Consider the following 22,560-nt stretch of genomic DNA (forward strand, 5'->3'; position numbering starts at 1 on the left):
AGCCTTTAAATATAAACCAATAAGCAACAGAAATGCAAATTTTAGTATTTGACTTGCATCGAATTTTCGATAACCTCTTTATAAAAATCAATATAAAACGGAAGGATTTTTTTGAGATCAAAATCCTGCGCCCTTGTAAATGCATTCTCTTTAAACCGTTGTAAGGTATCGTCGTTTTGTAAGATCGTTATTGCATTTGCAGCCATCGCATCTACATCGCCTACATTACTCATATAGCCGCAAAATCCATCAACATTTAATTCAGGTAAACCACCTGCATTTGTTGTAATGGCAGGAACCTTACAGGCCATTGCTTCCAATGCTGCCAAACCGAAGCTTTCAGATTCTGATGGCATCAGGAACAAATCGGAAACAGAAAGGATTTCTTCGACCGCATCCTGCTTACCCAGAAACCTTACACTGTCGCAAATGTTCAGACTTCTGCAAAGTTGTTCATCATAAGCGCGCTCAGGCCCATCGCCAACCATCAATAACTTAGATGGAATAACAGCCTGCACTTTTTCAAAAATTCTGATTACATCAGCAGTTCGTTTAACCTTTCTGAAATTGGATGTATGAATCAGTATACGTTCATTGTTTGGGGCAATTGCCTTTTTAAAATGGTCTTTGGCCTGCAAGCTAAAACGGCTGAAATCGATAAAATTAGGAATTACTTTGATTTCTTTAGTAATTTCAAAGTGGTTGTAAGTGTCTTCCCTTAAGTCATCCGATACCGTTGTAACGCCGTCGCTCTGGTTGATGGAGAATGTAACCACAGGTTTATAGGTTGGATCTTTCCCTACCAAAGTAATATCAGTTCCGTGTAATGTGGTTACAACGGGTATATGAATGCCGTAACTGGCCAGAATCTGTTTCGCCATGAAGGCTGCCGAGGCATGTGGAATTGCATAATGTACATGCAACACATCAAGCTGTTCAAACCGAACTACATCAACCAGTTTACTGGCTAGTGCAGACTCGTATGGTGCATAGTCAAACAATGGATAATCACGTACAGAAACTTCATGATAAAACAGGTTTGCCGAGAAAAAATCGAGCCGCGCAGGCTGGCTGTAGGTAATAAAGTGAACCTGGTGTCCTTCGTTTGCAAGGGCTTTTCCAAGCTCTGTTGCAACTACTCCACTACCGCCAAAAGTGGGGTAGCAAACAATTCCTATTTTCATTTAATAATGCGTTGTTGTTAATGCAAATGTAGCCGATTTTAATGTATAATATGTGTCGGTGGATTGCAATAAAAAGAGACCGGAGAATTCTGTAAAAGAGACCAGTGAGGCTAGATAAAAGAATAAAATTCCGGATTGTAAATTCACTTGATTACTTCAGATTACGCATCTCTTCTTTAATGACGAGAAAAAGCTCGTTTGGTCGCTGCGTTCCGATGAAGTATTCCAGGCCATCGCGATCGGTAAGTACCACTGCGTCTTTACCAGAAGAATAAAAACGGATGGTGCCCTTGGTATGGAGATTATATACCGGGTTGTTGAAAAAGTAGCGGCTATAGGTGGCTTTCCTTACGTCAACGATACTATTGAGATCAATTTTAACACGTTTGGTAGTCCACAGGCCGTCGAGAATCATACTGCCGTTATCCACTATAATTTTATACTGGATTAAAAACAGCAGCAGCATGGAAACACCGATAATACCGAAGCCAACAACCAGAAAAAGGTCCTGTGTATTGTCGCGGTCACGCTCGTATACGTAAGCGGCAAAACAAAAGGCAGCCATAATCAAGCGGATGAAAATGCGAACATAATCACGGCCGATGTATTGTTTTTCGATATAGGCGTACCTGCTTTCCACTTAAATAATTTTGAGTTCGAATATAACAACTTTTTTGGTTGCTTGTGACAATTTATATCTATTATCCTGCCGCATGCCTGCAATCCAGATGATATCGCCATTACCGTTTACAAGAATCGGGCAAGCGCGCTTGATGTGTACAGGTACTTTCTCATCAATAAAATAATCGCTTAATTTTTTAAGGTTTCGCATGCCCAGGGGAATAAACCTGTCGCCATTTTGCCAGCTTCTAACGACTAATGGAAAAATCAGTTGTTGAGCATCAACAAATGCCTTATTAACGTTCACTTCATACTTAATTTCTTCTGTGTGTACTAATGAAATTTTTTGACTTCCGAAAATGATTTGGGCTGTTGCAGGATGGAAAATCTGATTGGGTAAATTACCCTTCATTTTTTCTACCACTACAAGATCACCCCGGTTAACAATGAGCTCATGCGTAAGGCTATAGAAATGTATTCCGCTTGGGGAATCCAGGTTATTCAGCACATCGTCAATTACACCTGATGTAAAACCAAAGGGCTTGAGTAATTCAAATAACAGTAATTTCCGGGGCGATAATTGTTTGACCTCTGCTATAGAAAGATAAATCCCGTCTGTTTTTTTTCTTAATAATCTTTCGCATAATACTTTGACCTGCTTTTTCAGGAATGACTCGATTTCGGCAAAACGGGCAATGTTCTCTGCAAACGTTTTTTCCAGATTTGGATTGATCTCCTGCAAATGAGGAATAACCTGTAAACGCAGTTTATTTCTGGTATAACTGGTACTTAGGTTCGAGCTGTCTTCAACAAAATCAAGGTGATTTTCATCAACCAGATGGTTAATCTGCTCACGGTTTAAAAACAATAGCGGACGAATCAGTCTGCCTCTCTTTGGCACAATGCCATGCAAGCCACTAATGCCTGTTCCTCTGGTGAGATTGATTAACACTGTTTCGATAGCATCATTCTGATGCTGGGCTAAAGCAATATACTCATATCCATACTGTTGCCTGATTTCCTCGAACCAGGTATAGCGCAAATCGCGTGCAGCCATTTGAGTGGAAACTTTATTTTCCGCTGCATATTTTTTAGTATCAAAATGCGTTATATGGAAAGGGAGATTAAGGGTTTCGGCAAGTAGTTTTACAAAACTTTCGTCCCGTTGCGCTTCCTCTCCGCGTAAATTGAAATTACAATGCGCTATACTAATATTTGCGCCTAAGGCCTTGAACAAATGAACCATTAATACCGAGTCTTTCCCCCCGCTAACGGCCAAAAGAATTTTGTTATCCGCAAGAAATAGCTTATGCTGCGCTATGAAGTCCTGAAATTGCTGTACGGGTAACATTTGTCAAAAATATTTAATTTTAACTGGTATTCCGAACGTTCGGAACAAAAAACTAACTTTGTAAGGTGCAAAAACTATTTGTCTTTTTCGTATTACTAATCAGTCCAATCTTTTTACTCGGCCAGCAAAAGGGCTCGAAAATCGAAATTGTTTCCTATTCAAAAATTTATGGCGATATAAAGAATAATTTAACCCGCCTTAGAAACCCCGTTTTTAAACAAGATAACGCTACGCTGACCTGCGATAGCGCCGTATATTACAACAAGAGAAACTATTTCGAGGCTTATCAAAACGTTCATATTAACCAGCTAACAACAGATATTTATTCCGATCAACTGGAATATGATGGTAATAAAAAACAGGCTCACCTGACAGGGAATGTTAAAATGATTGATCCCACATCCATTTTAACAACTAATATTTTAGATTATAACACGCTAAGCAAAATAGGCACCTATACAACAGGAGGCAAGATTGTAAACAAGGAAGTCACCCTTACCAGCAAGAACGGCTATTACTTTAGTACGAGCAACGACTCCTATTTCAGGTATGATGTAGTAGTGGTTACACCCCAGGTAACCATTAAGTCGGATACGATGCGTTATAACACCCAAACCAAATGGACATATTTTTATGGCCCAACCAACATTAAAGGTAAAGACGATAACCTTTACACTGAAAATGGCGCCTATAACACTTCTACAGAAGATGCTTATTTCGGCAAGAAAAACCTTTATACCCAAGGTACCCGCTCACTGAAGGGCGATAGTTTGTATTACTATGGCAAAGTAGGCTATGGCCGGGCTGTTAAAAACATTGTATTTTCTGACACCAAGGACAAAATGAAAATGTTTGGTGATTTAGGGTACTATTACAAAGCAGATCAGCGAACCCTGGTTACCAAAAATGCTTATCTGGGTATCGGAACCGAAGATTCTGTTACTGTAAAAAACAAAAAGCAACCTGATAGTTTATGGATGGGTGCCGATACCCTGGAGACGCAAATGGTTTTACAAAAGTCATTGAAACTAATACCTAAAATCTCCATCAAGGCCGATAATCAGATTGGAGATGATGATGAAGAAACTGGTGGGACAAAAGAAAAAAAAATAACCGAAGCAGAACTTAAACAAATGACTTCCCCTAAGGAAGAAAAGGATAAGCGTGGTGGAAAAAATAAAAATGCTAAAAACAAGCCAAAAGATGGCAAAGAAGGTGTAATCCCTCCTGATGCGTTAAAAGATAAAAACGCAGCCAAAGACCAGATAGACTCTACTGCGAAAACATTAAAGGTTTTAGTGCCAGATAGTGTAAAGCAAAGTAATATTCTAAAAAACAAGGCCGATTCTATAGTGAAAAATCTTCCGACATTAAACGCTGATAGTTTGAAAAAGCAGTCGGGCGCCAAGGTGGCTGACGCACTAAAGAAAACGCCAAAAGCAAATCTGGATAGTCTGAATAAAGGTCTGGATAAATTGGTATCTAAAACAGATAAAAGCAAGCTTACGGCGAACCAGAAAATTTCGCTTAAAAGAACGGATACCACTGTTCGAAATCCGGCAGATACCCTTCAGGCACGGGTTATAAAGGCTTACCATGGTGTGAAAGTTTTCAAAACCAACATACAGGCAAAAACCGATAGTTTATTTTACACCAGTGCTGATTCTACATTACGGTTGTACAATAACCCGATCATCTGGTCGGAAGGGTCTCAGCAAATTGGCGATACCATCTATGTACAATTTAAAAACAAAAAATTAAACAATTTACAGGCCATTAGAAATGCCTTTCTGGTTAATACCCCTAAAGACTCCCTCCGCTTCAATCAAATCAAAGGCAGGCTGATGACGGGCTTTTTCAAAGACGGAAAGTTCAAAAACCTTTATGTTGACGGCAATGCAGAAAGTATATATTATACCCAGGATGACAGCACCAAAGTTTATAAAGAGATGAACCAGACGGTAAGCAGCCGGATTAAGTTTATTTTCAAAGACAATGAAAACGACATCGAGGATATTGTTTACATTAAAAGTATTGAGGGGGCATTAAATCCTGAAGTGAAGGTAGCAAAAGACCTTACTTTAAAAGGATTTTCATGGAAACCAGGTGAAAGGCCAAAGTCTAAAAAAGATGCTGTCGGATCATCCGGGAAAAATAAATTCAAGGCAAAACCGCAGAACGGGAAAGCACCGGTAAAACCTAAAGTAGTGATTGCTGCAAAACCTGCGGGCGCTGCGATATTGGTTAACAAAGCCAAAACTGCAGCTAAGAGCGATAGTACTCAACTGAATAAAAAGCCGTTAGTAGGCAAAGCCGCAGATACAACAAAGGCACCGCTTAGGCCCCAGTTAATTAAAACAGACTCCATCCCGGCTAAAAAGGCAGGCTCCGTTCAGAAATAATCTGATTAGGCCCGCAAGGTAGAAGATAAGGCTAAAGCTAAATTCAAAAAGCCTCTTCCTGGTGGGTTTAAGGGCATTTATGCGGAAAAAAGGGGATTTAAATGGGTTTAGACCGGGTTTTACTTGCATTTACCCAAACAAGGTGCAAGGAATGTGCAAGCAAAGTGCAAGGAAAACCCAAGTGAGTTATCCGCGACGGTACTACCAATCTGCCCGGAAACTACCGGATATACAGGTCTGGCGTCTCTCTTATTTTGAAAAACTCGAATTAATCAATGAAAAGCAGGTGAGTGAATATTCCTGACTGTGGTTATCGGGAATTAGTGTTTAAAAAATCGATCATCTTTTTTAATGCGATGGCCCGGTGACTGATTTGATTCTTTTCAGCCATACTCATTTCTGCAAAAGTAATGGCATAACCCTCAGGTTGAAAAACAGGATCATATCCAAAACCTGCAGAACCAGACAATTCAGTTCTGATTGTTCCTTCAACCGTTCCCTCAAAGAAATGGTTAACCCCATCCTGAACCAAGGAGATTACCGTCTTGAATCTGGCTTTCCGGTTTGACTGGTTTTTAAGTTTTTCAAGCACAAGATTTATATTCTCCAGACTATCCCTGCTACCACTGTAGCGCGCCGAATAAACTCCTGGTTCATTATTTAAAGCGTCTACCTCCAAACCACTGTCATCCGCGAAACAATCGAGATTGAAATGTGCTACCACATACTGGCTTTTTAATGAGGCATTCCCTTCGAAGGTATCAGCCGTTTCAGGAATATCGTCGGTACACCCAATATCCTGCAGGTTTAAGACTTCGTATTGCCCTTCAAGAGCCTGTCGAATCTCCTGTGTCTTATGTTTATTATTCGTTGCGAAAACTAGTTTTTTCATGGAATTATATGAGTTTTACCTACTAACCTGAGGATAACCTCTGCAGCATGGCGATAAACCTGGTACTTTATGTCTGAGTATCTGTTATCTATTTGATCTTTTGAAGATTTCCCCACAGTAACTTTTTCGCAGCAATATCACTGTCGAGTTGATGCAGGTTTGGGGCAAATATGATTTTGGTATTGGCATGAAGAATAATTTCATTCTGCCAGGTCAGGTTTAATTTTAGATGACTGATTTCTACTCCAAAGGATAACATGATAACAGGTTTGAAAAACTGCTGCAAGGCAATGAAATCGGACCCAGTATAGTTTGCATAATTTACCAAAGCGAAATCAGCTGTAGCGAGATCTACTGCTTTAACAATTTTCCGCAGTAATTCGCGCCCTTCAGGCGTACTTACATCGTTGTCTTTATCATTAACCAGAATCAGCACTGATTTCTTATTTCCGCCGAGGAACTTGAATTCAACAGACGCTGTTGGTTCAGCGACAATAGGTATTGATTCTGCTTCTGAAGTGTAATTTTTTAACTTTTCTTCAGATATAGCAGTAGGAATGTGAGCCGTTGAGGGAGTAGAAAGCGATGGATCAGGCTTTTTATGTTCGACAATTGTATCAGGCAAAACGGCCTCAGTAATAGCAGAATGAGGCATTTTTACGGTTTTATCCTCCACTGCAAAAACCTCATCTGTAAAAAATAAGCGTAAAGCGTTTGCATTGTTGGTAAGCTGGTTTTCCATTCGTATTTTTGCCCGATAATATTTTCTGTTAAAATTAGTTAAATATCTTATAATAGCACCGCTAATTGTTACTTTTATCCATTAAAATTTATAGACTGCTCTGCGTGAGGAAAGCTTTTTGCTTATTTATTTTCAGCTTTGTTTCAGGCATTTCATTTGCCCAGAATGTTGCTGTAATAAATGGTAAACCTGTTAGCGCCAAAGAGTTTATGTGGGCTTACAAAAAGAGTCATAACGGAAGTCTTAGCACTGATTTAAATGAATTGCAAGCCTACTTAAACCTTTATGTAAATTTTAAGCTAAAGGTTTTGGATGCCAGAGAAATGGGTCTTGATAAGAGCAATACCTATCAGGAAGAAGTTAAAACTTATGAGGAAGCGCTTGCATCCCATAAAAAAATACCTTCTAACAGTAAGGACCACGATTTGCTGGTAAATGAATACAAAGAAGGCGTGTTAATGTTTAATGCCTCAGAACAAAAAATCTGGAACAAGGCACAGGAGAGCGATCAGGCAATTGAAGATTATTATAAACAAAACAAACAAAATTACAACAAACCTTTAAGCGAAGTGAGAGGTGAAGTGATTACTGATTATCAGCAAAGCCTCGAAGAAAACTGGGTGAAAGGACTTAAACAAAAATATCAGGTAAAAATTAACGAAAACGAGTTGAAAAAACTTGCCAGGTTATAATATCAGCTTACAGTATAAAATTGAATAACATAATAATTAGAATGAAGAAAGTTTTTTTAGTAGCAACCGCTTTAATCTGCTTATTTTTAAGCAGCTACGCTCAGACAAAAAAGCATAATATCGATAAAGTTGCTGCTGTGGTGGGAAATAACATTATCCTGCTTTCAGATTTAAACCAACAGTACACCCAATATCTTTACCAGGGAAATCCTGCAAATGAAGAAATCAAGTGTAAAATTTTACAGAATACGCTTACTCAAAAGTTGCTTAAGCAACAGGCTGAAATAGATTCTGTGATGGTTGAAGACAATCAGGTAGATGATGAAGTAAATAAACGTATGCGCTATAGCATGCAACGTGCCGGTGGACAAGAACGCTTAGAGCAGTTCTTAAATAAATCGGTGCTGCAATACAAAGATGAGATCAGGCCATCAGTAAAGGATGAATTGATTGCTCAAAAAATGCAGCAAAAAATTACTGAAAACATCAATGTAACCCCGATGGAAGTTGAAAAGTATTTCAAATCACTGGGTGATAGTATCCCTGAGTTTAACACTGAAGTTGAAATTGGAGAGGTAATTCTAAAACCACAACTGAGCAGGGAGGAAAAACAAAGATTTCGCGATAAGATTGAAGCGCTTCGCCTGCGTGTAAAAAGTGGTGAAGACATGGGTGTGTTAGCGAAAACTTATTCAGAGGATCCCGGATCTGCAGCTGACGGCGGTGATTATGGTTTTATCGACAGGAATACAATGGTAAAAGAATTTACCGCATGGGCCTTTAAACTAAAAGCCGGAGAGATATCTCCTGTGTTTGAAACCGAATACGGTTTTCACTTTTTACAGGTGCTGGAACGCAGAGGAGAGCAGGTTCACGTTAGACATATTTTGATTATGCCTAAAACTACCCCAGAGAGTTTAACCCGCCTGCAGAAACATGCAGATAGTATTTATAACAATATCGTAGCGAGGAAATACAGTTTCGCAGCTGCAGCGAATTTGTTTTCTGATAATAAAGAAACCAAATACAATGGCGGAATGATGCTGAATGCGGAAGATGTTCAGTCAAGAAGTACCTTTATCCCGGTTGATAAGCTTGATCCATCGGTATTCCTGGTAATTGATACCATGAAGATCGGAGGTATATCTAAACCGAACCTTTACACAGGTGCTGATGGTAAAGAAGGTTACCGTATTCTTTACCTGAAATCGAAAATCCCTCCTCACAAAGCTAATCTGGCACAGGATTTTCCAAAAATCAGAGATGCTGCACAACAAGACAAAATTAGTCGTACCTTAAGCGAGTGGTTTGAGAAACGTCGTGAAAGCACTTACATTAAAATTGACGATGAGTTCGACACCTGTAATGAATTAAAAATCTGGACGAAGCATAAAGAAGCAAAATAAAATTAATGCATTATAAAAACGAAGTAGAAGCTGTTGATGCGCTTCATCAATCTTTCAACAAAATAAAAGCCGAAATCGGTAAAGTTGTAGTAGGTCAGGATGACATCATAAAATCTGTTTTAATCGCCATTTTCAGCAACGGACATTGTTTGCTGGTTGGGGTACCCGGATTAGCAAAAACCCTACTCGTTCAAACTGTAGCTTCTGTACTGGATCTTGATTTTAACAGGATTCAGTTCACCCCCGACTTAATGCCAAGCGATATCATTGGCGCAGAAATACTTGGAGAAGACAGGCACTTTAAATTTATTAAAGGCCCTGTCTTTTCTAATATTATCCTTGCTGATGAGATTAATCGGACACCCCCTAAAACTCAGGCGGCGCTTTTAGAAGCAATGCAGGAAAAAGCAGTTACTGCAGCTGGCCAAACCCATACTTTACCGAAGCCATTTTTTGTGCTGGCTACCCAAAATCCGATTGAGCAGGAAGGAACCTATCCTTTGCCAGAAGCACAACTGGATCGTTTTATGTTCAACATTCAATTAAACTATCCTGCTTTTGCAGATGAACTGAATATCGTTCGTAACACAACCAGCAACAAAACCGTTCAGCTTGAAAAAATTATTCATGCCGATGAAATCCAGTACTTTCAGAAATTAATACGGGATATTCCGGTAACGGACAATGTGTTGGAATATGCCGTAAAGCTGGTAGCCAAAACACGCCCGAATAGTGAATACGCTACTGAGGCAATTAACAAATACATCAGCTGGGGTGCAGGTCCAAGGGCTTCGCAATTCCTTGTGCTCGGTGCAAAATGCCACGCTGCAGTGACGGGGAAATATGCTCCGGACATTGAAGATGTACAGGCTGTTGCAGAAGCGATTTTACGCCACCGTATTGTTCGCAACTACAGGGCCGAGGCTGAAGGGTTATCGATTGAGAAAATCATACAAAACTTATTGTAAGCAGCGCCAAAAAGTGATTGGTGCAACTATAGTTTTTTAACGCAAAAGGCAACATATATCCTGATACAAATGGCCAATTAATCTTTTTATTTTAATTTTGTTATTATCTTTACCACTCAATTACAAAGCATAAATTAAAAATATTCGATATGTCAGCTCACGATTCACACGCACCGGCTCAGGAAACAAAAGGCATTTGGGCTTTACCATTAACAGCCTGGATTATTGTATTGCTTCTTCTTGTAGCTTTCACAAGACCAATTTTTCATCACGAAGAAAGTGCTGCAGATGGTCATGAGAAAACAGAGGCAAGCCACTCAGAGCACGCTGAGCCGCACCACTAGGCAAAAATAGTTAGTAGGTATAAAAGAGAAGCGCTGAACCATTTCAGCGCTTTTCTTTTATCTGTTCAGTTGTCCCATAATGTTGGGGTAGTCTGTTATAATGCCATCAACGCCAAGGTTCATAAAGTACTTCACTTCTTTAACGGTATTCACCGTCCATGGAATAATTTTAATTCCCATGTCATGGCAGCGATCAACAAGGCCCTTGCCTACCAGAACAGAATACGGACTGTAAATGGTTGGCTTAAATCCTAATTTTTCAATATAATCTTCGAAAGGTTCTTTCTCATCGATGAGCAATGAAGTTTGAACTTTAGGATATTTTTCATGTAAATACTGCAGCGTACGCATGTCAAACGATTCGATGATGACGCGCTTAGCAAGCTTTTTTTCATTGATGATATCCATAATCAAGTCAACAAATTCTGCCGGTTCAGGCTGAAATTCATGGTCACCATTTTTGATGGTTTTGGTTTCAATACTATAAACAGGCTTTTTCAACTTATGCTCTTTTACATATGCTTCAACCGCATCAATGGTTTCTGAAAGTAAAGGTTTATAAGCTTTAAACTTCATCTGACCAGGAAAGCGGCTATGCACCTTGCTGCCTACATCGAACTTTTTAACTTCTTCATAATTCATTTTATAAATGTTGAAGTTCTTTTGATCCTTTAATGTAATAGGTTTACCATTGGGCTGAAGTGAAATTTCATTATTGAAATAGGGTTCTTGCGACAATACCACCATTTTATCTTTAGAAACTACAGCATCCATCTCCAGTGTTGTCACCCCCAGATCGAGTGCTTTAAGCATTCCTTCTATCGTATTTTCGGGCATGATCCCCCTTGCACCTGCTTTTCCCTGAATATCAAATTTTTGTTTTTGCGCCGAGGCAGCAGTAAGCAACATGGCGAATGCCGGAACTAAGAGTAATTTTTTATACATAAACTTGAAGAAGTTTGATTGGTTTAAAATATGTTGACTTATAGCAAAAACAGTGCTCGTTTTTGTTTAACGGAAAAATAATTGCCCTGCCCGGCATTCATCACTTCAGGCAAATGAAAATTTTGCTAATCTGTAATACAGTGCAGGGCAGCTGACTTAAACGAAAACACAACGCACAAAAAAAAGGGCTCCTTTTACAAGTAAGCCCTTTTTCAATTCACATTGGTTGTATTTATCTTTCAGCAGGTACAAAGGCCTGAACAATTAAATTCCAGCTTGAATCTGCCGCTTTTTCGTATACAAAAACATAATTAAAGCTTTCACGTAAATCGGCTTTATAGTCTACTGTTGCAACACCATATGTATAAGCCAGATCGCTGCCTATTGCTTTATCAACGCCTGTAGTTTTAAGATTGATTTTACTGATCATGCCATTATAAAATGAAACGATTTTCCCTTTGCCTTCTATAGCTTCATTCCCAGGGAAAAGTAAACGGGCATTATCCGTTAAGAAACCGCCAAAAGCCGCGATACCGTGAGTTTTTAGTAATGTATTTAAAGTTTTCTCAGTGGTTAGAATAATTTCTCTTCCGGCTTTAATTTCCCTTTCGTTCATGAACTTTGGTGCAACATGATCTTTTGGCTCAACAAACTGTGGGGTTACTTTAGCTAAAGGCTTGTTGCTGGTTGTTCCTAAATCAACGGCCAGCTTCCATTTACCATTTTCAGATTTCCATACGGTTAAATATTGTCCGTATTTCTTTTCTGTACCTCCCAATTCATAGGGCCCTGTTGTAAATCCGAGATCTCCGCTGCGTGAAACCTTTGCGAGGTTTGGTGTCCAGCTTACTTCACTATCACCTTTCTCCTGTCCGGCATAAAAAGTTTTAGCACTAACCGGATTAGGTCTGAAAACCAGTGTATTTGCCGAGGAATATTCAATATAAGATTCCTTATCTCCGTTTTTTGCAATCGATTTGGCAAATTCCTTTTCAGCATTGACCAGCGATTTGGTTGTACCATCGTTTTTTTGTGCAAAAGCAGTGAGCGCTATAACAGAAGCTATTGCTGTAGAAAATAAGTGTTTCATTATAAATTTTAGATAATATGTTTGGCGAATATAAAATTTTATTAAGTGTATAGCCCTAAAAGTAATTAACAATTACACATTTCATGTGTCCTGTAAATCCTTTCCAAAACCGTTTGCCCACTCAAAAATAACCGATTGCCATTAATTATACCTTGCTCCAGGTTGTACCCTCTTTACTATCTTTCAACTGTATACCTAATTCCTGCAAGCCAATCCGGATTTTATCTGAAGTAGCATAGTCTTTATTTGCTTTGGCTTCGGTTCTTAAATTAATGACCATATCTAAAACCCCGCTCAAATCATTGCTTCCTGCATCTTCATCTTTCAATGCAAGGATATCAAAAACGAAATCATAAACCAGGTTTTTAAGCTGAGCGAGCGATTCTGCAGAAATCTTCCCTTTACCATCATAAATGGTATTGATAATCCTTACCGCTTCAAAAAGTTCAGCAATTAACACAGGGCTGTTAAAATCATCGTTCATGGCATTGATACAGTTTTCTCTCAATGCGTTGATGTCGAAATCATTTTGTTCGGATACTGTGAGTTTATCCAGCAAACCTACTGCCGACATCAGTCGCCGGAAACCTTTTTCAGAAGCATCGAGTGCATCATTAGAAAAATCCAGCGTACTTCTGTAGTGTGCCTGTAACATGAAAAACTTTACAGTCATAGGGCTATACCCTTTTTTTAGCAAAGGATGATCGCCAGTAAATAACTCTAATGGCAAAAACCCGTTGCCAGCCGATTTCGACATACGTGTGCCGTTAACCGTAAGCATATTGGTGTGCATCCAATAACGTGCAGGCTGTTTATGACTGCATGCTTCGGACTGGGCAATTTCGTTGGTATGGTGTGTAGCAGCAAGATCCATTCCACCTCCATGAATATCAAATTCATCACCCAGGTATTTAGCGCTCATTGCCGAACATTCTATATGCCAGCCGGGAAAACCCATGCCCCATGGCGATTGCCATTGCATTAATGTTTCCGGCTTTGCCTTAATCCATAAGGCAAAATCCAGCCTCCCCCTTTTTTCATCCTGTCCACCGAGTTCCCGGGTGTTGTTCAGCATGTCTTCGAGGTTTCGGTTGGTAAGTATAGTGTAATTATATTCTTTACTGTATTTCTCTACATCAAAATATACATTACCGTCAATCTCATAGCCATAACCATTCGCGATGATAATTTTGATCATTTCGATCTGCTCGATAATATGGCCTGTGGCGGTTGGCTCAATGCTCGGCGGCAATGTATTAAACATTCGCAATACATCATGAAAGCCGAGTGTATACTTCTGCACAATTTCCATTGGCTCCAGCTGTTCCAGCTTTGCGCGCTTTGCGAATTTATCATCTCCTTCATCCCTATCGCCTTCCAGGTGACCTGCGTCGGTTATGTTGCGTACATAACGCACCTTAAAACCTGAATATTTTAGGTATCTGAAAATTAAATCGAAAGAAACAAAGGTGCGACAGTTACCTAAATGCACATCGCTATAAACTGTAGGACCGCAAACATACATTCCCACATTAGGGGCGTTTAGCGGTTGAAATAATTCTTTTTTACGTGAAAGCGTATTATAAAGCTGTAAGCCAGTATTCATATTGCAAATGTAAGATTAAGTTAGAAACCTGAAATGATTTAATAGCGGAATGTGTATCCACGATAGGCTTATGATTTTTCACTAACAAATGATCACCAGAAATTAACTTAAACCATATTATTACAACCTTCAAACATTTCAATATTACAACATTCCAATCCTATTCATTAACTTTGCATCATGATTGATTTACCGGTAGTACCTGCTGTAACTGAAGTTAAACGTAAACCAGATTGGTTACGTGTTAAATTGCCTGTTGGAAAAGAATACGCACAGGTTCGCAGTTTGGTTGATACACATAAACTTCACACCATTTGCGAGAGCGGCAATTGTCCGAATATGGGCGAATGCTGGGGAGCAGGTACCGCAACATTCATGATTTTAGGAAACATCTGTACCCGAAGCTGCTCATTCTGTGCGGTTGCAACAGGACGCCCATTGGCGGTTGATGTTGATGAGCCCAACCGGGTAGCAAATTCTGTTAAATTGATGGGTGTTAAACATTGCGTAATTACTTCGGTAGACCGTGATGACTTAAAAGATGGCGGATCAATTATCTGGGCCGAAACGTTACAGGCAATACGCCGTGAAAGTCCTGTTACGACATTAGAAACATTAATTCCTGATTTTAAAGGTCAGTGGGATAATTTATACCGCGTTTTGGAAGAACGCCCCGAAGTGGTTTCACATAATATGGAAACCGTTAAACGCCTCACCAGACAAGTGCGTATCCAGGCCAAATATGATAGAAGCTTAGAAGCTTTAAAAAGAATATCTGAATTTGGTTTAAGAACTAAAACAGGCATTATGCTTGGATTGGGTGAAACCGAGGAAGATATATTTGAAGCGATGGATGATTTAGTCGCCAATGGTGTGCATATTCTTACTTTAGGACAATATTTACAACCTACCCGTAATCACCATCCTGTGGTTGACTGGATTCATCCAGACACTTTTGCGATGTACAAGGAAGTTGGTTTGGCTAAAGGTCTGAAATATGTAGAGAGCGGACCGCTGGTGCGATCTTCATATCATGCTGAGAAACATTTGTTCCCAATCGAAGGAATTAAATAAGACCTGATTAGTAATTGTTTTATAAATCGCATTCCCGGCAGGAATGGTTTTACAAAACATTTCTTTGCAATTTATGTTCTGATTTGTATCTTAGTAACCAATAGTGACTGCATTAAAGAAACCATCCCTAACCGAAGCTGAACTAGTTTTAGCACTGCAATCGAAAGATTCTGCGGTATTAAAAACACTGTACAGCATGTATTCGTCGGCCCTTTACGGGGTGATTACCCGCATTATTACCCATACCGAGCTTGCAGAAGATGTATTACAGGAAACATTTGTAAAGATCTGGCAGTCGGCCGAAAACTACGACAGTACTAAAGGACGTTTGTTTACGTGGATGATGAATATCGCCCGTAACCTTTCTATAGATAAGCTTCGCTCAAAAGATTTTAAGAATTCACTCAAAAACCAAGATATAGAAAATAACGTAAGTTTCGTTGATGAACAAAACAAGGTTACTTTTAATCCCGACGTACTGGGAGTTAAGCAACTTGTAGAGAACCTGAAACCAGACTTACAATCAGTTCTCAATTTAGTTTATTATAAAGGCTATACGCATGTAGAAGCCGCAGAAAAGTTAGATCTGCCCCTAGGTACGGTGAAAACCCGAATCCGACTGGCTATTATTGAATTGAGAAGGAGTTTTAATTGAGCGTGGAAAATTTAAAAGCATATATCGAATCTGGAGTACTTGAATTGTACGTTCTCGGTGATTTATCGCCGGAAGAAGCGTTGCAGGTAGAGGAAATGGCAGCACAAAACCCTGAGGTTAAAGCAGAACTTTCTGCTATTGAGCTGGCCATGGAAGAGTATGCGATGCAAAACGCTGTAGAACCATCTGCAGGTGTTGAAGCAAAACTATTTGAAAAATTGGGATTTGAAGCTGAACAGGATACTGTTTACCAATCTGATACTACTACTACGGAGCCCAAAATTCTTCGCCTTGATGGCAGTAATGGCAAAGTCAGAACCTTGCGTTTTGCATTAGTTGCCTGCATTGCTTTGTTGGTGATTAGCACGGCTGCATTATTTATCACTTACAACAAGCTTAATGATGCTCATGACCAAATTGCTTCGCTTAATTTAGATAAGCAGAAATTTGCCGGAGTGGTAAGACGACTTGAATTTGATAATAAGGGCCTGGATAACATGGTTGCAATGAATGATAGCAAAGAATGGGCAACCATTCGCATGGCTGGCCAAGCTTTTAGTCCAAAATCTAAAATGAATGTTTACTGGAATAAAAATGATAAGAGCGTTCTGATTAATTATGTGGCGATGGATTTACCGAAAGCTGATGCAGAACATGAATATCAGTTATGGGCACTGGTAAATGGTAAGCCAGTAAGTTTAGGTGTTTTTGGAAAAAGTGATTCAACGAATGCAGAGGCGCTTCAGAAAATGCAAACCATACAGGAAGCACAGGCATTTGCAGTTACACTTGAACCAATGGGTGGAAGTGTAAATCCGACAATGGAAAAATTAACCGTAATGGGTGGTGTTTAACGCCTGTCATGGAAAAGTATATATCCCGGTAATGTGTATCACTACCGGGATTTTTTTTGCTTAAGATTTTTGCGCGTACTTTACTTCTTCATAGGGTTGCACCAATACCCAGCCTTCTCCAAAAAACTCCAGTTGAAAAGACTCCCCACTGCCCCGGCCAATAAATGAGCCGAAAGTGAGATTGGTTTTGATGTTGGGAGATAGATTCTCAGACCAGGCCACAGTTGCATTTGGATCTGTGTAAACTGGTTGATTGGCACTAACCCTAAGTAAAATAGGTTCTCCATGGGTAGTAATGGCAATATAACCACTACCTGAAAGCTTCACCTGAAACAGTCCCCCACTTAGCATGCCAGCGATACTTTTCAGCATTTTTATTTCATTTTTGATGCTGTCGTCAATTGCCAGGACATCATTTCCATTTACAAAAACGGACTCATTCTGAAGCTTGATAATCTTTACTTTTTTACCCTCATCTGCCAGATAAAGTTTTCCCGTTCCCGCCGCGTGCATAAGTGATGTTCCTTCTCCTGAAATCGCTTTTTTAAGCAAACCACCAAGGCCTTTACTTAGAAGCCCCTCGCGTTTAAAATCGATATTACCAATATAGGCAACCATCGATCCTGCTTTAGCCATGATTTTCTGATTTCGAAGGTTAACCTCCAGCATAGCCGGTTTTTCCAGTTCGAAAAAATCATTCTCGTTTGGGTCCTCTGCTGACTCCTGAATTAATTCCTTTAGGGTGTATTCTTTTTTTGATTCCATAATTGAGATGGTATTTAGTTTTCCAGACAAAACCCCGTCAATTCCCAGGCCAAAACTCCAAGGCTTTATCGCTTATCGATTTGATGATTAGACAAAGCGCTAAAGAGCAGAAGCAAATAAATCAAATTATCTGTTTTATCGTGTGGGAAACCTTTTCGGCAAGCTGAGCAGCATTCACCACGAATTGACCGGAGGCCAGATCATCACCTGTTTTTCCGTGGATGTAGCAAGCTAATAGGGCGGCATCGAGTGCAGTATAGTTTTGAGCCACAAAGGCAGCAATAATCCCTGTTAATACATCTCCCATTCCGCCTTGTGCCATTGCAGGATTACCCGTTGGATTGATGTAAACCTCTGAATTGGGAGAACAGATGAAAGTATACTGATTTTTAAGCACGATAATAATCTGAAGCTCCTTTGCTTTAGCTTTAGCTGTTTCTACCCGGCTCCACCAGTTATCGTGCGATCCGAAAAGGCGATCGAACTCCTTCATGTGAGGGGTGAGAATTGAATGTTTAGGCAACTGCCTGATAGACTCAGAATTTTCACCGAGTATATTTAATGCATCAGCATCGATAACTAAAGGCTGCCCGATTACAATGAGGCTTTCCAATAATTTTGCGTTTTCAGCAGATACACCCAGGCCGCAACCGATGGCGATGCTCTGATATTTTGATGCATCTTCTATCCGTGTGTACTCATCTCTGGGTAAAGCCATCACCTCGGGCAAAAGGGTATTTAATGCTACTAAACCGCCAGGTGGGATGCAGGCAGTTGTGAGACCTGCGCCGGCATGTAGGCACGCCATTGACGATAATATTGCAGCCCCCATGGTAGTGGTATTTCCTGCAATGATTAAAGCATGCCCATAAGTCCCTTTATGACTAAAAGTTTTTCGGGGTTTGAGGATCTTGCGAATGTCTTCCTCTTCCAGCAGGTGAATATCGCTGTCTTGAGAGGCTATAAACGCTTCATTGAGACCAATTTCGACTACTTCATAATGTTCTGTTGCTTCAGCCGACTCCGGAAAAAAGAAATTGATTTTAGGACGCTGGAAACAAATGGTCTTGTAGGCTTTTATACCATTGTAGTTTTCAAAGATCATTCCCTCAGATGGAAAACCTGTAGGGACATCCACGGCGTATATGCGTGAAGGAAAAGCATTGATGATTTGAACCAGTTCAGCATATTCACCCGTCAATGGCTTGTTTAAGCCTGAACCGAGAATGGCGTCAATCACGACATCGGCTAAGACTGCTTTTGCCCCGGCGGGTTGGTTCAGCGTTAAAATCTCACAACCTGTTTGTTCCAGGCATTTTAGATTTTCGCTAAAGTCATCACTCTGTTTATTACTGAAATTTACAATATATGCTTTGATATGCCTGTATCCGATTTTGAATAACAAACGCGCAATCCCCAAACCATCCCCGCCATTATTACCTTTGCCGCAAAAAACAGTGATATTTGCACTCAGATCAGTTACCTCTTTAACAAAATTCGCTACGAAGGCCTGAACAGCCCGTTCCATCAAACTGATAGACGAAACCGGTTCGTTAGCGATGGTAAAAGCATCTGCAAGACGCATTTGTGATGAAGTTAACAGTTTTTGCATATTAGCCTGAATAGATCATACCTTATAATACCCGAATCTCAATTTTTGTTTGACAGGGGAAGCGAAATGATTTGAGCTGATTCTGGTTTAGAATTAAACGGTAACATTTTGCCCTTTTACGTCAAATGCGTCGCGCAGGCCAATTGCCAGAACGTTAAATGCATACACTGTTAGCATAATTGCAAGCCCGGGCAAAATGGCCAGATAGGCAGCATCCATGATGATGTAGCCATAGTGTTCTTTGATCATACTCCCCCAGCTCGGGGTAGGTGGCTGGGCACCGAATCCTAAAAAGCTTAAACCTGTTTCTAATAATATTGCAGATGCAAAGTTGGAAGAACCCACCACCAGAATAGGGCCGGCGATATTTGGAAGGATATGTTTAATGATGATTCTGCTTTTGGTAAAACCCAATGCACGGGCGGCTTCAACAAATTCAACCTCTTTTAAAGCCATTACCTGTCCTCTAACCAAACGTGCCACATCAACCCAGGTAGATAATCCAACAGCGATAAAAATTTGCCAGAAACCCTTTCCTAAAGCAAAAGAGATGGCAATAACCAGCAGAAGGGAAGGTAATGACCAGATCACATTCATCACCCAGCTGATCAGCGCATCGACCCTGCCGCCAAAGTAGCCTGCAACAGCGCCTAAACCAACGCCAATAAACAAGGATATCAGTACTGCCATTATTCCTACAGAAAGCGAAACACGTATACTCAAAATGAGTCTGCTTAGTAAATCCCTTCCGTAAATATCGGTTCCCAGAAGATAGGTTTGACTATAGATATTATGTTTCTCGAACAAAGGTTTAACACGTTCGATATTATTCGGGAGCACACAGTCAGGACAAAGATCAGCCAGCTTATATTTCGTTTCCTTCGATTTTTCTTCCTCACCGATGTATTCCGTTACGAAGACATCCCGGTTAGCAATACGGTAGGCGGTAATTGGAATACTTTTAAAATCCGGAGTTTGACCGTTAAGCATTTTCTGAAACCAATTTACCTGTGGGATATGGTAATAACGCTCCACAATCAGAAACATGAATTTTGCACCGGGTTTTTGCTTGGCAATCTGCACTTTCTGGATGTTTGCATCGGGAGAACTATCAGGCATAATTAAATATCCCAGAATGCCCATCACCACCAATAATAAAATGAAAATCAGGCCCACCAATGCCAGTTTGTTGCGCTTAAACTTTAACCATACTTTTCTTGAGGGGCTATTATCCATCATCTCACCATTCTGCCTTTCCAGTTGTATTTTCCGCTATTACCTGCGATTCCTATGTAAATAATATAAATGATATGCAACACGTTCAAAACAGGTATCAGTACGAGTAGGCGCCGCCTGTTGGCAAAACCTGTTACATCCCATAAAAATAACATTTCTAAAATCATTTTGACTAGTAACTGATACAATGTAACCGTTAAAAGCAAGGGAAAAAATAATCCTGCAATAAAATTTGCCAGGATACTCAGGTTAAACAACCACACGAAAACACCCAAAACGATGATTGACTTGTTTTTATACCTTGTACTTTTAGAAGCCCATCTCTTTCGTTGCTGAATAAATGATTTTAAATTCTCCTTCGCATGGGTATAAACAATTGCTTCCCTGTTTCGAAGAAAACCAATCTGGTTAGGGTATTTCGCGGCGATTTTATGAAGCAGTAATTCGTCGTCGCCAGAGGCGAGATCGTCAATACCCTGAAATCCACCTACTTCATAAAACGTTTTTTTCTCGTAGGCTAAGTTTGCACCATTGCACGTAGAAGGCTGCTTGTTTCCAATAGTCGATGCACCCAAGCCGATGAGATAAAGGAATTCCAGAGACTGCAATCTTTCAAAAAAGCTTTTTTCTTCAAAGTAAGCCACGGGTGAAGAGATCATTTTGTAATCTTTATCTTCATAAAAGCTTACGATGCCCGAAAGCCAGCGATTGCCCATTACACAATCTGCATCCGTTGTAATGATTAAATCGCCGCTGCATGAGCCAATAGCGGTTTGAATGGCCTTCTTTTTATACGAATTCAAAGCCCGGTCTTCGTTTAATTTAATGAGCTTGATCCCCTGATCGGCATAGGCGCTTACAATGTGAGCCGTTTGATCTGTAGAATGATCATCAATGAAAATAATTTCAGTCAGCGTTTTTGGATAGTCCTGAGCGATGAGTGCCTCTATTGTTCTTTTAATATTTAGCTCCTCATCTCTTGCCGCAACAATTACCGAAACCTTTGTATGAGGAATGCGATCAATGGTTTTTACAAAGCGCAATTGATACCATCCTTTAATAAAGGTAAACACAAGAAAACCATAAATAAAGGTTAATGCAGCAGAAAAGAGACTAATTAGTTTTAAGATTTCCAAAAAAATTAAGTTTAAAGACAAAATATGAGCCTAAGATAGCAGGAATAATGATATTTATGAGCCAAATGCTGGCAGTACATGCAATTACAGCAACATGCTGATCGGTGATGTGTTTAAAAAGTTCGACAGCAGTGACACTTCTAATGCCTACATCGAAAAGATCGAGCGAAGGAAGTGCTGATTGAACCAAAAATAACAAGCAGGTCATCATAATGATATCACCATAGTTTAAGCCCGGAATTAACCAAACAAAAAGGATGAAATACTGAGAGCTGAAAACCAGATATCTTGCAAAGCAGAATAAAATGATTTTAAACAATTCTCCTTTTCGGTAACGACCTAAAATACTATAAAATTTTTTATACTTCCTGGTAAACTTAAAGGATAGCAACAGGCCGTTTAACCAGCGTATGTTAAAATAGAAAACCAGAAAAAAGAGGCTAAATACAATAGCAAAGAAAACAACCGTGATAAAGAATACCCTATCCATAGGTACAAACCTGTAAACAAAAAAACATGCAGCTATGGCGCCAAACACATTGGTAAGTACTAACTGGCCGATACTCCCCACACTCATCGCCACAATACCTACTACTCTTCTCTTGGGGGATAAAAAGAACACACGGCCTCCGTATTCACCTAAACGATTAGGGGTAAAGATTGCCATCGTTAAACCACAAAAAACAGATTCAACTGCCCTATAGAAGCTAATGCGTTCAATGTTATACATCATGTGCTTCCATTTACCAGCCTCTAAAAACCAGTTTAAAAACATCAGCAGCACAACAAGTCCTATAACGCCAACAATTTCAGGTTTTGGGATGTCTTTTAGCAGGCTTCGGAAATTTTCCAGATTCTTGTTTGCAATCAGTTTATGGTATATGAACCAAAAAGCGAAAACCACAATTGCAACTTTGATGAGTATGGATAATATTTTTTTCTGCTTGCCTGTCAAGATTATCTATTTAGTTTGCAAATATGCTTA

General features: G+C 39.8%; 21 protein-coding genes. 8 read left to right on the forward strand and 13 right to left on the reverse strand.

Translation table 11 applies throughout. The features are described from left to right. Window positions 1–41 precede the first annotated feature (41 nt). From bshA to tilS, 3 genes are all read right to left on the reverse strand, one after another. Window positions 42–1,184 (reverse strand): N-acetyl-alpha-D-glucosaminyl L-malate synthase BshA, encoded by a 1,143-nt coding sequence (gene bshA, locus R2Q80_RS05325; RefSeq protein WP_316798605.1) that lies wholly within the window; start codon window positions 1,182–1,184, stop codon window positions 42–44. Between the two features lie 151 nt (window positions 1,185–1,335). Next, window positions 1,336–1,824 carry a hypothetical protein gene (locus R2Q80_RS05330; protein ID WP_316798606.1) on the reverse strand — a complete coding sequence of 163 codons (489 nt, stop codon included), beginning with the start codon at window positions 1,822–1,824 and terminating at the stop codon, window positions 1,336–1,338. Continuing rightward, entirely contained in the window at window positions 1,825–3,156 is a 1,332-nt protein-coding gene (gene tilS / locus R2Q80_RS05335) for a tRNA lysidine(34) synthetase TilS (RefSeq protein WP_316798607.1), read from the reverse strand. A 65-nt stretch (window positions 3,157–3,221) separates the two neighbouring features. Here tilS and R2Q80_RS05340 point away from each other — a divergent pair, with 65 nt between their 5' ends. Continuing rightward, on the forward strand, window positions 3,222–5,558 hold the full coding sequence (locus tag R2Q80_RS05340; RefSeq protein ID WP_316798608.1) for an OstA-like protein: 2,337 nt from the start codon (window positions 3,222–3,224) through the stop codon (window positions 5,556–5,558). Window positions 5,559–5,868: 310 nt separating this feature from the next. Here R2Q80_RS05340 and R2Q80_RS05345 read toward each other — a convergent pair whose 3' ends face one another. Both R2Q80_RS05345 and R2Q80_RS05350 read right to left on the reverse strand, forming a co-directional pair. After that, window positions 5,869–6,450 (reverse strand): non-canonical purine NTP diphosphatase, encoded by a 582-nt coding sequence (locus R2Q80_RS05345; RefSeq protein WP_316798609.1) that lies wholly within the window; start codon window positions 6,448–6,450, stop codon window positions 5,869–5,871. A gap of 88 nt (window positions 6,451–6,538) precedes the next feature. Then, window positions 6,539–7,192: a hypothetical protein gene (locus tag R2Q80_RS05350; protein ID WP_316798610.1), complete on the reverse strand. Its 654-nt coding sequence runs from the start codon at window positions 7,190–7,192 to the stop codon at window positions 6,539–6,541. A gap of 104 nt (window positions 7,193–7,296) precedes the next feature. Between R2Q80_RS05350 and R2Q80_RS05355 the strand changes: the two genes are divergently transcribed. From R2Q80_RS05355 to R2Q80_RS05370, 4 genes are all read left to right on the forward strand, one after another. Then, window positions 7,297–7,884 carry a hypothetical protein gene (locus tag R2Q80_RS05355; RefSeq protein WP_316798611.1) on the forward strand — a complete coding sequence of 196 codons (588 nt, stop codon included), beginning with the start codon at window positions 7,297–7,299 and terminating at the stop codon, window positions 7,882–7,884. A 41-nt stretch (window positions 7,885–7,925) separates the two neighbouring features. Further along, entirely contained in the window at window positions 7,926–9,290 is a 1,365-nt protein-coding gene (locus R2Q80_RS05360) for a peptidylprolyl isomerase (protein WP_316798612.1), read from the forward strand. Window positions 9,291–9,295: 5 nt separating this feature from the next. Continuing rightward, window positions 9,296–10,258, forward strand: a complete 963-nt coding sequence (locus R2Q80_RS05365; protein ID WP_316798613.1) for an AAA family ATPase — start codon at window positions 9,296–9,298, stop codon at window positions 10,256–10,258. Window positions 10,259–10,407: 149 nt separating this feature from the next. Then, a complete protein-coding gene (locus tag R2Q80_RS05370; RefSeq protein ID WP_316798614.1) occupies window positions 10,408–10,602 on the forward strand; it encodes a hypothetical protein in 195 nt (64 codons plus the stop codon). Window positions 10,603–10,659: 57 nt separating this feature from the next. Here the strand turns inward: R2Q80_RS05370 and R2Q80_RS05375 are convergent, their stop codons facing one another. From R2Q80_RS05375 to cysS, 3 genes are all read right to left on the reverse strand, one after another. Then, entirely contained in the window at window positions 10,660–11,547 is an 888-nt protein-coding gene (locus R2Q80_RS05375; RefSeq protein ID WP_316798615.1) for a glycerophosphodiester phosphodiesterase family protein, read from the reverse strand. Window positions 11,548–11,779: 232 nt separating this feature from the next. Beyond that, a complete protein-coding gene (locus R2Q80_RS05380) occupies window positions 11,780–12,637 on the reverse strand; it encodes a nuclear transport factor 2 family protein (RefSeq protein ID WP_316798616.1) in 858 nt (285 codons plus the stop codon). A 145-nt stretch (window positions 12,638–12,782) separates the two neighbouring features. After that, on the reverse strand, window positions 12,783–14,243 hold the full coding sequence (cysS, locus tag R2Q80_RS05385; protein WP_316798617.1) for a cysteine--tRNA ligase: 1,461 nt from the start codon (window positions 14,241–14,243) through the stop codon (window positions 12,783–12,785). A gap of 180 nt (window positions 14,244–14,423) precedes the next feature. Between cysS and lipA the strand changes: the two genes are divergently transcribed. The 3 genes from lipA (at window position 14,424) to R2Q80_RS05400 (ending at window position 16,826) form a co-directional block, all read left to right on the forward strand. Next, window positions 14,424–15,317: a lipoyl synthase gene (gene lipA / locus R2Q80_RS05390; protein ID WP_316798618.1), complete on the forward strand. Its 894-nt coding sequence runs from the start codon at window positions 14,424–14,426 to the stop codon at window positions 15,315–15,317. Between the two features lie 103 nt (window positions 15,318–15,420). Then, a complete protein-coding gene (locus tag R2Q80_RS05395; protein WP_316798619.1) occupies window positions 15,421–15,972 on the forward strand; it encodes an RNA polymerase sigma factor in 552 nt (183 codons plus the stop codon). A 2-nt stretch (window positions 15,973–15,974) separates the two neighbouring features. Then, window positions 15,975–16,826 carry an anti-sigma factor gene (locus R2Q80_RS05400; RefSeq protein ID WP_316798620.1) on the forward strand — a complete coding sequence of 284 codons (852 nt, stop codon included), beginning with the start codon at window positions 15,975–15,977 and terminating at the stop codon, window positions 16,824–16,826. 60 nt (window positions 16,827–16,886) lie between these two features. Here the strand turns inward: R2Q80_RS05400 and R2Q80_RS05405 are convergent, their stop codons facing one another. From R2Q80_RS05405 to R2Q80_RS05425, 5 genes are all read right to left on the reverse strand, one after another. Then, window positions 16,887–17,591, reverse strand: coding sequence for an AIM24 family protein (locus R2Q80_RS05405; RefSeq protein WP_316798621.1), 705 nt, complete (start codon window positions 17,589–17,591; stop codon window positions 16,887–16,889). Window positions 17,592–17,712: 121 nt separating this feature from the next. After that, window positions 17,713–19,203, reverse strand: a complete 1,491-nt coding sequence (locus R2Q80_RS05410; RefSeq protein ID WP_316798622.1) for an NAD(P)H-hydrate dehydratase — start codon at window positions 19,201–19,203, stop codon at window positions 17,713–17,715. A gap of 93 nt (window positions 19,204–19,296) precedes the next feature. Then, on the reverse strand, window positions 19,297–20,442 hold the full coding sequence (locus R2Q80_RS05415) for an ABC transporter permease (RefSeq protein ID WP_316798623.1): 1,146 nt from the start codon (window positions 20,440–20,442) through the stop codon (window positions 19,297–19,299). Then, entirely contained in the window at window positions 20,439–21,575 is a 1,137-nt protein-coding gene (locus tag R2Q80_RS05420) for a glycosyltransferase family 2 protein (protein WP_316798624.1), read from the reverse strand. Before R2Q80_RS05420 ends, R2Q80_RS05415 begins: the two co-directional genes overlap by 4 nt. After that, window positions 21,553–22,530, reverse strand: coding sequence for a lysylphosphatidylglycerol synthase domain-containing protein (locus R2Q80_RS05425; RefSeq protein ID WP_316798625.1), 978 nt, complete (start codon window positions 22,528–22,530; stop codon window positions 21,553–21,555). The genes R2Q80_RS05420 and R2Q80_RS05425 overlap by 23 nt, the downstream gene beginning before the upstream one ends. Window positions 22,531–22,560: the final 30 nt, after the last annotated feature.

The sequence above is a fragment of the Pedobacter frigidisoli genome (genome assembly GCF_032678525.1).
Taxonomy (GTDB): Bacteria; Bacteroidota; Bacteroidia; order Sphingobacteriales; family Sphingobacteriaceae; genus Pedobacter; species Pedobacter frigidisoli_A.